Raw genomic sequence first — 14192 nt, 5'->3', positions numbered from 1 at the left:
GTGTGGCGCGTGTCACAGTTCTGCTACAGCCTGCCGGCCGGCCGCCGGAGCGCCGCCTCACCCGGACGGAGCAGTGCGGTGCGTCCCCCGGCCGGCCGTCCAGCAGGCTTGGCCTGACGCCGGCCGACCGGGCCGGCCGGAGAGGGGCCAGCCCGTGCGGACGCACCTCGCCCACGCGGCCCGGAGCTACTGGGCGTACGTCCGCCGGGCCCCGGGCACCCACCTCTGGCTCGCGATCCTGTTCGCGACCACGGTGGTGATCCGGCACGTGTCGCCCGAGACGGCCGACCACATCCTGGAGCGACGCTCGACCAACCTGCACCAGCTGGCCGAGTCTCCGGTGCGGGTGCTGCTGACCAGCGCGATGTGGATCGCCGGCGGCGGCTGGTACTTCTACTTCGTCCTCTACAACGTCTTCCACGTGCCCGCCGAGCGCTGGCTGGGCACCGGGCGCTGGCTGGCGGTGCTGCTGATCGCCCACGTCGGCGCCACCTACCTCAGCGAGGGGGTGCTGTACTGGGCGATCGAGCACGGGCACGCGCCGCAGAGCGCGGTGTACACGCTGGACTACGGCGTCAGCTACGCGCTGGCGGGTGTCGAGGCGGTGCTGACGTACCTGATCACCGCGCCGTGGCGCTACCTCTACATCGGCTGCGTCCTGCTGTTCTACGGCCTGGCGCTGGTCCGCGGCCGGGACTTCACCAGCGTCGGCCACTTCTCCGCCGTCCTGCTGGGCCTGGCCTGCTACCCGATCGTCCGCGACCGCCCGGGCAGCTGGGACCCGGTGGAGGCCGCCCGGGCCGCCTGGCGCAGGCTGCGGCGGCGGCCGGCGCCGGCGCGCTGACCGCCCCGGCGCCGGCGCGCCCCGGCCGACCTCGCGTCGGCAGCCGTCACGTCAGTAGACGTCGCGGACGTAGCGCTTCTCGGCGGCGAGCTGCTTCACGTACGCGGCGGCCTCCTCCTCGGTCAGGCCGCCGTAGCCGGAGACGATCTCGCGCAGGGCCAGGTCCACGTCCTTGGCCATCCGGCCCGCGTCGCCGCAGACGTAGAAGTGGGCGCCGCGCTGCAGCCAGTCCCACAGCCGCGGGCCGTGCTCGCGCATCCGGTCCTGGACGTACACCTTGGCCCGCTGGTCGCGGGAGAACGCCAGGTCCAGGCGGTCCAGGTGGCCGGAGCGGTGGAAGCCGTCGAGCTCCTCGCGGTAGTAGAAGTCGGTGGCCTGCCGCTGCTCGCCGAAGAACAGCCAGTTCGGGCCGGTGTGCCCGCGGGCCCGGCGCTCCTCCAGGAAGCCGATGAACGGCGCCACGCCCGTCCCCGGCCCGACCATCACCATCGGCGCGGCCGGGTCGGCGGGAGGCCTGAAGTGGGGGGAGCGCTGGACGAACACCGGCACCGGGCCGTCGTCCGCGGCGTCCGCCAGATAGGTGGAGCAGACGCCCTTGCGGCCGCGGCCGGCCTCGTTGCCGTACCGGACGACGGAGACCGTCAGGCGTACCTCGCCGGGGTGGGCCAGCGGGCTGGAGGATATCGAGTACAGGCGCGGCTGCAGCCGCTTCAGCACGCCGGCCCACTCCTCGGCGGTGGCCCGCACCGGGTACGACCCGACGATGTCGACGGCCTGGCGCCCCCAGCTCCACTTCGCCAGCTCGCCCTTGTTGTCCGGGCGCAGCAGCCGCCTGAGGTCGCGGTCGCCGGTGCGCTCGGCGACGAAGCGCAGTAGGTCGGGGGTGATCCTGGCGATCTCCAGGCGGGTCCGCAGTGCCTCGCCCAGCGGGATCGGGGTGGGCGCGGCCCCGCCGCCCTCGGCGAGCGGGACGGCCTCGGCCGGGTCGAGGCCGGTGACAGCAAGCCACTCCGTGACCAGGTCGGGGCAGTTGGCGGGCCAGACGCCGAGCGCGTCGCCGGCCTCGTAGACGAGGTCGCCGCGCTCGCCGCCGCGGGTGTCGAAGGCGAACTGGCGGACCTCCTTGGCGGAGCCCGGCAGGCTGAGCACCCGGTTGCCGACCAGCAGGGTGGCGAACGGCGAGGCCTTGGAGTAGCCGGCGCCGCCCGGCGCGGTGGGCCGCGCCGCGGGTACGGGCGCCGGTGCGCCCGGGGCCGGTGCGGCGGCCGCGGCCGCGTCGGCGCGCTGGGCGGCGAGGGCGGCGAGGACCTCGTCCAGCCAGCGGGCGGCGGTCTGGTCGTCGTCGGGTTCGCAGTCGGCGCGGGGCGCGATCCGGGTCGCGCCGAGCTCGTCGAGGCGCTGGTCGATCCGGCGGCCGTGACCGCAGAAGTCGTCGTAGCTGGAGTCGCCGAGGGCGAGCACCGAGTACCGCAGGCCGCCGATGCCGGGGTGGCCGTCCGCGGTGAGGGCGGCCCAGAAGTCCGCGCCGTTGTCGGGGGCCTCGCCGTCGCCGAAGGTGCTGGTGATGAGGAGGACGGGCACGCCCGCCGGCAGCGCGCCGGGGGCGCTGTCGGCCATGCTGAGCAGCCGCGGGGCCCAGCCCGCCTCGGCCAGGCGGCCGGCGGCGGCGGTCGCGACGTCCTGGGCGTTGCCGGTCTGGGAGGCCCAGAGGATCACCACCTCGGGTGCCGGGTCCGCGCCGTCCGGGCCCCCCGCGCCGTCCGGGCCGGGTGCGGGGCGGCCGTCCGGGCCCGGCGCCGTCTGCGGGCCGGCGGGGGCCCAGGAGAAGAGGCCGGCCAGCAGTCCGTTGACCCAGAGGGCGCGCTCCGGGGCGATCGGCGCCTCGGCGGGCAGCACCGGTACGGCGGCTGCCGCGCCGCCGGGCTGCGCTGCGCCGCCCAGGCCGGCCAGGTAGCCGGCCAGGTACTGGCGCTCCTCGCCGCCGAAGGCGGGCGGGGCGAGGTCCTGGATCCCCAGGATCCGGGCCAGCAGGGCGGTGGTGCCGCCCTCCACGGTGCCGCCGGCCACCGCGCCGCCGGCTCCCGCGGCGGAGGTGGCGTTCGCGGGGGCCGGCTCGTCCGCGGCCGCGGTGGTGACCCGGGCCAGCGAGACCGCGCAGGCCTTGAACTCCGGCTGGTAGGAGATCGGGTCGACGGCGTCGTTGGTGACGGCGTTGATGCTGAGGTACTCGCCGAACAGGTCGTTCCAGTGGAACGGCGCGAAGCAGTTCCCGGGCCGGACCCGGTCGGTGACCACGGCCGGCAGCACCGCCCGTCCGCGCCGGGAGGCGACCTCCACCCGGTCGCCCTCGGCGATGTCCAGCGCCCGCGCGTCGTCCGGGTGCAGCTCGACGAACGGGCCCGGGTTGAGCTTGTTGAGCTTGGCGACCCTGCCGGTCTTGGTGAGGGTGTGCCACTGGTGCTGGAGGCGGCCGGTGTCCAGGACGAACGGGTAGTCGTCGTCGGGGAGTTCGGCGGCGGGCAGGTGCGGACGGGCGAAGAACTGCGCGCGGCCGCTCGCGGTGGGGAAGACCAGCCGGGGCCGGGCGCCGTCGGGGCCCTCCACCAGGGTCTGGCTGACGCCGTCGTTGCGGTAGCGCACGGGGTTGCGGTCGGGCCCGTCGACGGTGGCGCTGGGCCACTGCACCGGCGTGTCGCGCAGCCGCTCGTACGTCACGCCACGCAGGTCGTAGCCGGTCCTCGGGTTCCAGGCCTGCTTGATCTCCTCGAAGACCTCCTCGGCGTCGCGGTAGTCGAAGGCGTCCTGGAAGCCCATCTCGCAGGCGATCCGGGCGATGATCCGCCAGTCCGGCAGGGCCTGCCCGACCGGGTCGGCGGCCTGGCTGACGAGGGTGAGGTTCCGCTCGGAGTTGATCATCACGCCCTCGGCCTCGGCCCACATCGCGGCCGGCAGCACCACGTCCGCGTACGCGTTGGTCTCGGTGTCGGCGAAGACGTCCTGGGTGATGACGAGTTCGGCGGCCTCCAGGCCGGCGATGACGGTCCGTCGGTTGGCCACCGAGGCGACCGGGTTGGTGCAGATGATCCAGCACGCCCTGATGTCGCCCTCGGCCATCTTCTCGAACATCTCGACCGTGCCCCGGCCGACGTCGGTGCGCAGGGTGCCGGGCGGCAGGCCCCAGAGCCGTTCGGTGAAGTCGCGGTCCTCGGCGACGAGCACCGAGCGCTGACCGGGCAGGCCGGGCCCCATGTAGCCCATCTCGCGGCCGCCCATCGCGTTCGGCTGGCCGGTCAGTGAGAACGGGCCGCTGCCCGGGCGGCAGATCGCGCCGGTGGCCAGGTGGAGGTTGACCAGCGCGTTGGTGTTCCAGGTGCCGTGGGTGGACTGGTTGAGGCCCATCGTCCAGCAGCTCGTCCACTCGGCGGCCTCGCCGATCAGCCGGGCGGCTCGCCGGATGTCGGCCTCGGGGATGCCGGTGATCTCCGCGACCTTCGCCGGCGGATAGTCGGCGAGGAAGGCGGGCATCTCCTCCCAGCCCTCGGTGAACTCGGCGACGAACTCCGGGTCGGTGTGCCCGTTCTCCACCAGCAGGTGCAGCAGGCCGTTCAGCAGCGCCAGGTCGGTGCCCGGCCTGATCTGCAGGAACAGGTCCGCCTTGGCGGCGGTGGCGTTGCGGCGCGGGTCGACCACGATCAGCTTGGCGCCGGCCTTCACCCGCTCCATCATCCGCAGGAAGAGGATCGGGTGGCAGTCGGCCATGTTCGCGCCGATCAGCAGGAAGACGTCCGCGTGCTCGAAGTCCCGGTACGAGCCGGGCGGGCCGTCGGCGCCCAGCGAGAGCTTGTAGCCCGTGCCGGCGCTGGCCATGCACAGGCGGGAGTTGGACTCGATCTGGTTGGTCCGTACGAAGCCCTTGGCCAGCTTGTTGGCCAGGTACTGCGCCTCCAGCGTCATCTGGCCCGACACGTAGAAGGCCAGCGCGTCCGGTCCGTGCTCGTCCAGGATCGCCCGCAGTCGCCGCGCCGTCCCGCTGATGGCCGCGTCCACGTCGGTCGGTGCGGGTTCGGCCCCGCGCTCGGGCCGCACCAGGGCCGTGCCCAGGCGCCCGGTGGCGGCGAGCAGGTCGGCGCTGGTCGCGCCCTTGGTGCAGAGCCGGCCGCCGTTCGCCGGATGGGCCTTGTCGCCGTACGCCTTGACCACCGTGCGCCGGCCCGTCCCGGTGTCCACCGTGACGTCGAGCAGCATCCCGCAGCCCACGCCGCAGTACGAGCAGACGGTCTTCACGGTGCTGGTGCCGGCCTGCGGACCCGGTGCCGTCACGGACGAACCCCTCTCGGAAACCCGGCGTACCGCCCGCGCGGCAGCGGTACGGCCGGCCGGTGGTGGGCGGCTCCCACAGGGGGACCGTAGGCGGCGCCGGTTGCGCGGACGTCACGTCGCCCGGCGGCCGGGAGTTACGTCGACCGCACACCCGGACCTGCGGAGCTGTGAGCCGCGGACCCCTCCGGAGCGGTGGTGGCCGCCCCCGGGGCCGGCCACGCCGCCACGTCGACGCCCAGTCGCTCCCGCAGGGCCCGGCCGCCGGCGGGGGTGATCCGCAGGGCCCGGCCGGTGCCGATCCGCTCCACCCAGTCCAGCTCGAAGGCCCGCCGGCACAGGGCCGCGCCGACCGCCCCGGCCAGGTGGGTGCGGCGTTCCGTCCAGTCCAGGCAGCCGCGGATGACCGGTCGCGGCCCGGCCAGCCCGGCGGGCGGGACGCCCAGCGCGGTGAGCCAGTCCCGGCCGGCCGCGGTGAGGACGAGCCCCGCGTCGTCGGCGACCAGGCCCCGGGCCAGCGCGGCGTCGGCGACGGCCACGCCGAGCCGTCCGGCGAGGTGGTCGTAGCAGGTCCGGGCGCGGGCCTCGGCGCCGAGCCGCCCGGACTCCCGCAGGCTCCGCGGCGCGGGGGCGTCCGCCGGCCCGGCGGCGAAGGAGGAGAGGTCCTCGATCAGGGTCGCCGTCGCCGCGTCGGCGATCCGGACGTACCGGTGCCGGCCCTGGCGCTCCTCCGCCAGCAGGCCGCCCGCGACCAGCCGGGACAGCTGCTCGCTGGCGGTGGACGGCGAGACCCCGGCGTGCCGGGCCAGCTCGCCCGCGGTCCAGGCCCGGCCGTCGAGCAGGGCCAGGCAGAACGCGGCCCGGGTGCGGTCGGCGAGCAGTCCGGCGATCCCTGCGAGTGACATGGGCCCATGATGCGCGCCGGACACTTCGGCGGGAGCCGAAACGGCGGTACTGCGTGCCGGCGGTCCGCGGTCCGCCCGGCCGTTCGGGGCCCGCCGGGCGGGTCTGGGCCGAACCGGCGACCGCCCGGCCCGGGCTCCGGGACGGGGCCCCGGCCGTGTGCTTGGGTGGCAGCCGGGCCGGCCGGCCCACCGTCGTCCGGCGCCGTTCGGCCGGCCCCCGTGGCCGGACGTCGGACCGGACGCCGGACCGGATGTCAGAGGAGGCAGGTGCCATGTCGGCTCTACGGGAGGCTCCCGCCGGGGAGCGTGCCGATCTGCTGCAGTCGCTGGCGCGACACCGCGGCTTCCTGCGCCAGACCGTGCAGGGCCTCACCGACGAGCAGGCGGCGCTCCGGACCACCGTCAGCGAGCTCTGCCTGGGCGGCCTGATCAAGCACGTGGCCGGGGTCGAGGCCGGCTGGATGCGCTTCGCGGTCGACGGCGCCGAGGCGATGGCGAGCGAGCCGGTGGACTGGGAGGGCCAGTTCCGGATGGTCGGGGACGAGACGCTGGCCGGCCTGCTCGACCGGTACGACCAGGTGGCGCGGCGCACCGACGAGCTGGTGGCGACGCTCCCCGACCTGGACGCGGCGCATCCGCTGCCGCAGGCGCCGTGGTTCGAGCCCGGTGCCCGGTGGTCCGTTCGGCGGGTGGTGCTGCACGTCATCGCCGAGACCGCGCAGCACGCGGGCCACGCCGACATCATCCGGGAGTCACTGGACGGAGCGAAGACCATGGGCTGAGGCCCCGGGCCGCCCGTGCGCCCGGGCCGGGCGCCCCGCCGCGCCCCGCCGCGGCCCGCCGCGGCCCGGCGGGTGGTCGCGCGGGTGGTCAGCGCGGCGCGGGCGGGACTCGCTCCTGTTCCGGATGATCCGCTACAGACCGAATTGCCTATCCTGGCAGGTATGACCGCGATGGCGCCCACGCGCAACGAACCGGACCTGTCCTTCCTCCTCGACCACACCAGCCACGTCCTGCGGACCCGGATGGCCGCCGCACTCGGTGAGATCGGGCTGACCGCCCGGATGCACTGCGTGCTGGTGCACGCCCTGGAGGAGGAGCGCACCCAGATCCAGCTGGCCGAGATCGGCGGCATGGACAAGACCACGATGGTGGTCACGGTGGACGCCCTGGAGGAGGCCGGTCTCGCGGAGCGGCGTCCTTCGCTCACGGACCGGCGGGCCCGGATCATCGCCGTCACCGGGGAGGGCGAGCGGGTGGCCGGTCAGAGCCAGGAGATCGTCGACCGGGTGCACCGGGAGGTGCTCGAAGGCCTGCCCGACGGGGAGCGGGAGGTCTTCCTGCGACTGCTGCGGCGGCTGGTGGAGGGGACGCTGTCGACCCCGGTGGAGAACCCCCAGCCGGTGCGCCGGGCGCGTCAGCGGAGCAAGTAGAACCGAAGAGGATCGTCTATTACAGAACTATCTGCTACGGTCTTTCTTGTTGCCCCTTCGACGGGAGAGACCCATGCCTGCCACGCCCGTAGCCTCCGATCCCTCCGCCCGGGTCGCCGGATCCGCCCCCACCGCACCCCCGGCACCCCGGTCCCGCCTGCTCGCCCTCGCGGTGCTCGCCAGCGCGATGCTGATGATCGTCCTCGACGGCAGCGTGGTGACCGTGGCGATGCCGGCCATCCAGCAGGACCTGGGCTTCTCCCCGGCCGGCCTGAGCTGGGTGGTCAACGCCTACCTGATCGCGTTCGGCAGCCTGCTGCTGCTCGCCGGGCGGCTGGGCGACCTGATCGGCCGCAGGCGGATGTTCCTGGCCGGCATCACCGTCTTCACCGCCGCCTCGCTGCTGGCGGGAGTGGCCGGCTCGCCCGCCGTCCTGGTGCTCGCCCGGTTCCTGCAGGGGGCCGGCAGCGCGGCCGCCGCCGCCGTCAGCCTGGGCATCCTGGTCACCCTGTTCGTCGAACCCGCCGAGCGGGCCAGGGCCATCGCCGTCTTCAGCTTCACCGGCGCCGCCGGCGCCTCGATCGGGCAGGTGCTCGGCGGCGTCCTCACCGATGCCCTCGACTGGCACTGGATCTTCATCATCAACCTGCCGATCGGGCTCGCGGCGCTGGCCGGCGCCAAGGCCGTGCTCCCCGCGGACCGGGGCCTCGGCCTCGCGGCCGGAGCCGACCTGATCGGCGCGCTGCTGGTCACCGCGGGGCTGATGCTGGGCATCTACACCGTCGTCATGGTCGGCGAGCGGGGGTGGACCTCGGCCCCGACACTCGCCTCCGGCGCCGTCGCCGTCCTGCTGCTGCTCGGCTTCGTGGCCCGCCAGGCCACCGCGCGGACCCCGCTGATGCCGCTGCGGATCCTGCGCCCCCGCAGCGTGCGGGGAGCCAACCTGGTCCAGATCCTGATGGTCGCCGCCCTGTTCTCGTTCCAGGTGCTGGTCGCCCTCTACCTGCAGCAGGTGCGCGGCTACAGTGCCGCGCGGACCGGCCTCGCCATGCTCCCGGCCGCGGTGGTGATCGGCGCGGTGTCGCTCGGCGTCTCGGCCCGCCTCAACGCCCGGTTCGGCGAGCGCAACGTGCTGCTGGCGGGGCTCCTGCTGCTGATCGGCGTCCTCGGACTGCTCGTCCGCGTCCCCGTGCACGCCGACTACGCCACCGACCTGCTGCCGGTGATGCTGCTCGCGGCGGGCTTCGGGCTGGCCCTGCCCGCGCTGACCACGCTCGGGATGTCCGGGGCGGGGGAGGCGGACGCCGGGCTCGCCTCCGGACTGTTCAACACCACCCAGCAGATCGGCATGGCCCTGGGGGTGGCGGTGCTCTCCACGCTGGCCGCCTCCCGCACCGAGAGCCTGCTCGCGGCCGGCCGCGACCGCGCCGAGGCGTTGACCGCCGGCTACCACCTGGCCTTCGGGGTCGGCGCCGGACTGCTCGTGACCGCCTTCGTCCTGGCGCTCGTGATGCTGCGCGGGCCGGGCCGGGCCGCCGCCGCCCGCGAGTCGGCCGCCGCCCGCGGCTGACGGGCGCTCGGCGGCGCGGCTCCCACCGGACGCCGTCGCCTCGAACCGGGCCGCCGAACCCGCCGAAGCCGGCCCGGGCCGTCCTCCGACCGTGGAGGCGGCCCGGGCCGGCGGGCGTCAGGCCAGGCCGGCCCGCAGGGCCGTCACGCGGTCGGCGGCGGCCGTGAAGGCCTCGCGGTCGAGCACGCCCGTGCTCAGCGCGTCGGCCAGGGCGGCCGTGGCCTGCTCGCCCTGGGCGGTGTCCCGGGCCGAGCAGAGCAGCAGGTCCATCCCGGCCAGGGCGGCGGCGACCGCACGCTGACCGGTACCGCCCACGGCCTGCAGGGCGCCGGCCTCCAGGGCGTCGGTGATCGTGACGCCCTCGAAGCCGAGCCGGTCCCGGAGCTCCTGTTCGACCACCGTGGTCGAGAGCCCGGCCGGGTGGTCCGGATCCAGTGCCGGGTAGACGGCCCAGGAGAGCATGACGAGCCCGACGCCCGCCGCGATGGCGTCCGGGTAGGGCGCCTCGTCGACGTCGCGGAGCCGGCCCGGGCCCGCCGGCAGGACCACCGGCCCGGTGTCGGTGTTCGCGGCGGTCGGCGCGGTGCCCAGGCCCGGGAAGTGCTTGGCGGTGGCGGCCACGCCGGTCCGCTGCTGGGCGGTGATGAACGCGGTGCCCAGCCTGGCCACGACCGCCGGGTCGGAGCTGAACGAGCGCTCGAAGTGGTCGGCGAAGTTCCCGGGCACCTCGTACACGTCCAGCACCGGGGCGAGGTTGACGTTCAGTCCGACGCCGGCGAGGTTCTCGCCCGCGCCGGTGCCCGCCGCGGTCGCGGCGGCCAGCGGGTCCGCGGCCTGGCCGATCTTGCGGGCCGACAGCTCCGGCGCCCCGGGCAGCCGCCGCACCAGTCCGCCCTCCTGATCGGTCATCAGCAGCAGCGGGACGTGTACCGGGCTCTGCTGCTGCGCCTCGTTGAGCTGCCGGACGACCGAGCGCAGCTGCTCCGGGCCGGAGACGTTCTCGCCGAAGAAGATCACCCCGGCGGCCCGACCGGCCCGGATGTCGGCCAGCAGGGTCGGCGGCGGTGTCAGCCCCTGGTAGGAGTAGATGACCCGCCGCCCCGCCAGCTGCGCCGGGGTCGGCTCGGCGTCCTGGTCCGGATCGGTCGGCTGCGGTGCGGTCGGATTCAAGGTCGGCACTCCCCGGCTCGGTGTCGGCGACGGTGTGGGTGCGGCGGTGGGCGCGGGCGTGGCCGGCGGGCTCCCGGTCGTGGCTGCCGGGGCCCCGGGGCCGGTCGGGACGGGCGCCGAACCGGGCGGGCCGGACGGACCGGAGCCCGCCGCTCCCGTGACCCCTCCCGCAGCCGTGCCCGGGGCGGCGCCGGGTGGCGCCCCGCAGGCCGTCAGCACGCCGCAAGCCAGCAGGAGCGACAAGGTGCTGACGAGCCGTCCGGTCCGCAAAGGCATGGTCTTCTCCTCCTGCGCCGTCCGGTCCGCCGGCGCGCCGGCGGCAGCGCGGGGGCGGGTCTCCGGGAGGTTCGAGGGGCGAAGGGCCCGGTCCTGGCGGTGGCCGCCGGCGGCCCGCCCTTTGCCATGTCCCTTCAAGCTACGCTCCGCGCGGCGGTCGGCGGCAGAGCGGCGCGCTGCGGGAGTGCCGGTGTCGCGGTGGCGGGTGCCGGCGCGCGGTGACGGCCGGCGAGGGCCCGGGTCGGGCGGTGGGCGCCGGTGCGCCCGCCCCGTCGCCGACGGGCCGTCGTCGGGGCCGTCAGTTCGCCGTCGTCATCAGGTCGTGCAGGCCGGCGACGACCTCGCGTCCGACGGGGGTGGTGAAGTCGCGGACCAGGTCGGCGGCGAAGCCCGCCACGCTGGTCACCCGGCCGCCGGCCGCCTCGATCTGTCGCAGGGCGGCCTGTTCGGTGCGGTCGGAGATGCCGCCGCAGGCGTCGACCAGCACCTGTACGGCGTAGCCGGCTTCGAGCGCGGCCAGCGCGGTGTGCAGCACCACGATCTCGGTGAGCACTCCGCAGAGGGCCAGGGTGCCGCGGCGCTGCGCGTCGATCGCCCGCCGGACGGCTTCGTCGTCCCAGGCGCACGGCCCGCCGCGGACGAACACGGGCGCCTCGGGCAGCACGTCGGTGAGTTCCCCGATCACCGCCGGGCCGCCGGGCCGGGGTGCGGCCGAGACGGTGACCGGGATGTCCAGCAGGCGGGCCGTCCGCGCGAGGACACGGGCCGAGCGCCGGAGGGTGGCCGCCGGGTTGGTTGCGCCCAGGCCGATGATGCCGTCCTGGAGGTCGGCGACGTGCAGTTGAACGCCGGCGAGGTCGAGCATGGCGACTCCTTGCGTCTCGCTCTGAATCATTCGAGCTTTGAATGATTTTGAGAATGTAGCATGGCGGGCATGTCCGATGTCAGTCCCGATGTCAGTCCCGCTGCCAGTCCCTCGGCCGGTTCCGAAGCCCGTTCCCAGGCCCGTTCCCAGGCCGGTTCCGAAGCCGGGGCCGGGGGCGCGCCGGTGCAGGAGTCGGTCGTCTTCCGCCTGGGCGTCCTGGGGGCGACGGCCACCGAGCTCTTCGCCGCCGCCGTCGAGCCGTACGGCCTCAAGCCCAAGCAGGTCGGCCTGATGATCGTGCTGTCCGCGGGGCTCGCCGCCTCGCAACTGGACGTCGCCCGGGTGATGGGTGTCGCGCCCAGCCTGGTGGTCGGGTTCGCCGACCACCTGGAGGGCCTGGGCGCGATTCGGCGGACCCGCGACCCCGCCGATCGCCGCCGTCAGCTGCTCACCCTCACCGACCGCGGCCGCGAACTGCTCGACACCTGCTCCGCCCTGGCCCGCTCGCTGGACGCCGAGTTCACGGACGGGCTGACCCCGCAGGAGCACGCCGTGCTCGCGGGGCTGATGGGCCGGCTCGCGGTGGGCCGGGGACTGCCCGCCGGCCGCTGACGCGTTCCGGGCGCCGAGCGGGTGCTGACCGGGCATCGGGCGGCTCGGCCACGCCGGGGCGGCTCAGGGGGAGGTGGCGACACCCAGGGAGTCGGCGCCCATGATCTTCGGGGCGCCCTTCTCGTAGAAGACGTCGAGTTCGGTGACGGTGAAGCCCGCCCCGGTCAGCAGGTCGACGATCGGACGGGTGAGGTGGCAGCCGCCGAAGAGCCGCTGCTGGAGCGGGTCCAGGCGGTGCTGCCAGCGCCGTACCGGCTCGTCCGGAGCCAGTCCGTGCTCGACGAAGTGCAGGGCGGCGCCGGGTTTGAGGACGCGCCGGAGCTCCCGCAGGGCGGCGCCGGCGTCCGGGATGGTGCAGAGCGTCCAGGTCGAGAGGGCGGCGTCGAAGCTGTTGTCCGGGAACACCAGGGACTGGCCGTCGAGGCCCGCGCGCTGCACCGGGATCCTGGTCGCCCCGAGCCGCCGGCCGGCCAGCTGCCAACCGAGGTCGGAGGGCTCGACGGCGCTGAGCCGGGTGACCGTCGGCGGGTAGAAGGGGACGTTGAGGCCCGAGCCGAACCCGATCTCCACGACCTCGCCCGCCAGGCCGTCGCAGACGCGCCGGCGCAGGGGGTCGGCCTCCTTCATGCCGCAGGCGGCATTGACGATCCGCGGGAGCACCTGCGTCGCGTAGAAGCCCATGGCATCCTCCGTCGCTCACCACCAGTCTGGCACCGGCGGGGGAGCGCCGCCGCTGTGGCGCGGCCGTGGCGACGGCGGGCACGGGCGCGGTGACCGTGCGGGCGGTGGCACCGAGCGCCGGCCGCGGCGCAGGCCCCCCGGCCGCCGGCTGCCGGGGGGCCTGCGCCACACTGCCGCCGATCAGCCCTCGCGCCGGGCCAGGGCGGCGACCGCGGAGACCCAGAGCATCGCGGTGACCACCCCGACGGCCAGGGTCAGCGAGCCCGCCCGGCCGCCGCTCATCGCCCAGCCGTTGCCGAGCAGCACCGCCGTCCCGGCCAGTCGGGAGAGGACGGCCCGGCCGCGCCGCCCGGCCCGGGTGAAGTGCCGGCCGAGGACGAAGCAGGCGGCGGCCAGGGCGGCGAAGGTGACCGAGCCGGCCGCCAGGTGCCCGTAGCCGTGCCAGCTGAGGGCCGCGGGCATGCCGTCCGGGGTGCCGACCGGGAACCCGTCGGCCGGGTCCATGACGAGGGTGCCCGCCGCGATCATGCCGAGGCCGTACAGCCGGACCAGCCGGGGTGCCCAGACACCGCCCGGGGTGCCGTGCAGGGCCCGGCGCAGGCCGCTCGCGCCGAGCACCGTCAGCAGGCCGGCGACCAGGAAGGCGGCGATCTGCAACCAGCCGAGCGAGCCGTTGGCGAGTGCGCTCAGCGGGTGGCGGGTGAGGTCGAAGCCCTCGCGGGTGGCCGCCTGGGTCAGGGAGACGACGGCCCAGAGCGGCGCCGCGACGACCGCGCAGCCGAGCAGGGTGCGGGTGCCGGCCACCGTGGCGCCGGCCGGGGTGCGGATCGCGTGGGCGGTGGCGCCTGAGGTGGCGGTGACGGAGGTGGCGGTGACGGTGGTGGCGGTGGGGTTCCGGAGGGTGCTCATGGCCGGGGTCTCGCTTTCGGGGCGGGTGCGATTCGGGTTCTCGCTCCCACGTCGAACCCGCTGTGTGACAGGGAACGGATGCATTCCCTGTCACATCGACCCGTTCGACGTCTGGGCAGAGCAAGGCACCGCCACCCCGATCCGAGGAGAGAGACCATGCGCTACCTGATGACCACCAAGGCCACCGACACCGCCCCCGACGAGAAGCTGTTCGCCGAGATGGGCAGGTTCATCGAGGAGCTCAGCGCGGCCGGCGTCCTGCTGGCCACCGGCGGGCTGGAGCCCGGCGGCGTCCGCGTGACGTCCGTCGGGGACGAGATCACGGTGACGGACGGGCCGTTCGCCGAGGCCAAGGAGGCGGTGGCAGGCTTCGCGCTGATCGAGGCCCGGTCCAAGGAGGAGGCGATCGAGCTGGCCCGGCGCTTCCGCCGGATCGTCGGTGACGGCGAGAGCGTGATCCAGCAGGTGTTCGGCCCCTGACGGCCGGGCGCCCCCGACGGCGGAGCACCCCGCCCCCACCCGGTTTGCGGCCGGGCCGGGGCGGGTGCTGTCATCGTCCCTGTGCTGGATGCCCACCGCACGGTCGACGCGGTCTGGAAGCTCGAATCGG

12 protein-coding genes are annotated in these 14192 nt (G+C 75.3%); 6 read left to right on the top strand and 6 right to left on the bottom strand.

The window, feature by feature from the left end:
• Nucleotides 1-154: 154 nt before the first annotated feature.
• Nucleotides 155-844, top strand: a complete 690-nt coding sequence (locus ACFTWP_RS05825) for a rhomboid-like protein (protein ID WP_380263005.1) — start codon at nt 155-157, stop codon at nt 842-844.
• A gap of 51 nt (nt 845-895) precedes the next feature.
• Here ACFTWP_RS05825 and ACFTWP_RS05820 read toward each other — a convergent pair whose 3' ends face one another.
• Together ACFTWP_RS05820 and ACFTWP_RS05815 are read right to left on the bottom strand one after the other, a co-directional pair.
• A complete protein-coding gene (locus tag ACFTWP_RS05820) occupies nt 896-5164 on the bottom strand; it encodes a molybdopterin-dependent oxidoreductase (RefSeq protein WP_380263004.1) in 4269 nt (1422 codons plus the stop codon).
• Nucleotides 5165-5298: 134 nt separating this feature from the next.
• Complete coding sequence (locus ACFTWP_RS05815; RefSeq protein WP_380263003.1) at nt 5299-6066, bottom strand: ArsR/SmtB family transcription factor; 768 nt, start codon at nt 6064-6066, stop codon at nt 5299-5301.
• 272 nt (nt 6067-6338) lie between these two features.
• Between ACFTWP_RS05815 and ACFTWP_RS05810 the strand changes: the two genes are divergently transcribed.
• From ACFTWP_RS05810 to ACFTWP_RS05800, 3 genes are all read left to right on the top strand, one after another.
• Nucleotides 6339-6848: a DinB family protein gene (locus ACFTWP_RS05810; RefSeq protein WP_380263002.1), complete on the top strand. Its 510-nt coding sequence runs from the start codon at nt 6339-6341 to the stop codon at nt 6846-6848.
• Nucleotides 6849-7010: 162 nt separating this feature from the next.
• Complete coding sequence (locus ACFTWP_RS05805) at nt 7011-7499, top strand: MarR family winged helix-turn-helix transcriptional regulator (protein ID WP_380263001.1); 489 nt, start codon at nt 7011-7013, stop codon at nt 7497-7499.
• Between the two features lie 73 nt (nt 7500-7572).
• Nucleotides 7573-9069, top strand: coding sequence for an MFS transporter (locus ACFTWP_RS05800; RefSeq protein ID WP_380263000.1), 1497 nt, complete (start codon nt 7573-7575; stop codon nt 9067-9069).
• Between the two features lie 117 nt (nt 9070-9186).
• Here ACFTWP_RS05800 and ACFTWP_RS05795 read toward each other — a convergent pair whose 3' ends face one another.
• Nucleotides 9187-10248 carry a glycoside hydrolase family 3 N-terminal domain-containing protein gene (locus ACFTWP_RS05795; protein ID WP_380262999.1) on the bottom strand — a complete coding sequence of 354 codons (1062 nt, stop codon included), beginning with the start codon at nt 10246-10248 and terminating at the stop codon, nt 9187-9189.
• A 565-nt stretch (nt 10249-10813) separates the two neighbouring features.
• Entirely contained in the window at nt 10814-11380 is a 567-nt protein-coding gene (locus ACFTWP_RS05790) for an isochorismatase family protein (protein ID WP_380262998.1), read from the bottom strand.
• A 183-nt stretch (nt 11381-11563) separates the two neighbouring features.
• Here ACFTWP_RS05790 and ACFTWP_RS05785 point away from each other — a divergent pair, with 183 nt between their 5' ends.
• A complete protein-coding gene (locus ACFTWP_RS05785; protein ID WP_380262997.1) occupies nt 11564-11992 on the top strand; it encodes a MarR family winged helix-turn-helix transcriptional regulator in 429 nt (142 codons plus the stop codon).
• 63 nt (nt 11993-12055) lie between these two features.
• Here the strand turns inward: ACFTWP_RS05785 and ACFTWP_RS05780 are convergent, their stop codons facing one another.
• Both ACFTWP_RS05780 and ACFTWP_RS05775 read right to left on the bottom strand, forming a co-directional pair.
• A complete protein-coding gene (locus ACFTWP_RS05780) occupies nt 12056-12673 on the bottom strand; it encodes a class I SAM-dependent methyltransferase (RefSeq protein WP_380262996.1) in 618 nt (205 codons plus the stop codon).
• Between the two features lie 180 nt (nt 12674-12853).
• Nucleotides 12854-13582: a DUF998 domain-containing protein gene (locus tag ACFTWP_RS05775; protein WP_380262995.1), complete on the bottom strand. Its 729-nt coding sequence runs from the start codon at nt 13580-13582 to the stop codon at nt 12854-12856.
• A 156-nt stretch (nt 13583-13738) separates the two neighbouring features.
• On the opposite strand from ACFTWP_RS05775, the gene ACFTWP_RS05770 reads away from it, so the two are divergent.
• On the top strand, nt 13739-14062 hold the full coding sequence (locus ACFTWP_RS05770; RefSeq protein WP_380262994.1) for a YciI family protein: 324 nt from the start codon (nt 13739-13741) through the stop codon (nt 14060-14062).
• Nucleotides 14063-14192: the final 130 nt, after the last annotated feature.

Source organism: Kitasatospora sp. NPDC057015 (genome assembly GCF_042673745.1).
Classification (GTDB): Bacteria; Actinomycetota; Actinomycetes; order Streptomycetales; family Streptomycetaceae; genus Kitasatospora.
This window is presented reverse-complemented; position numbering and strand designations above follow the sequence as displayed.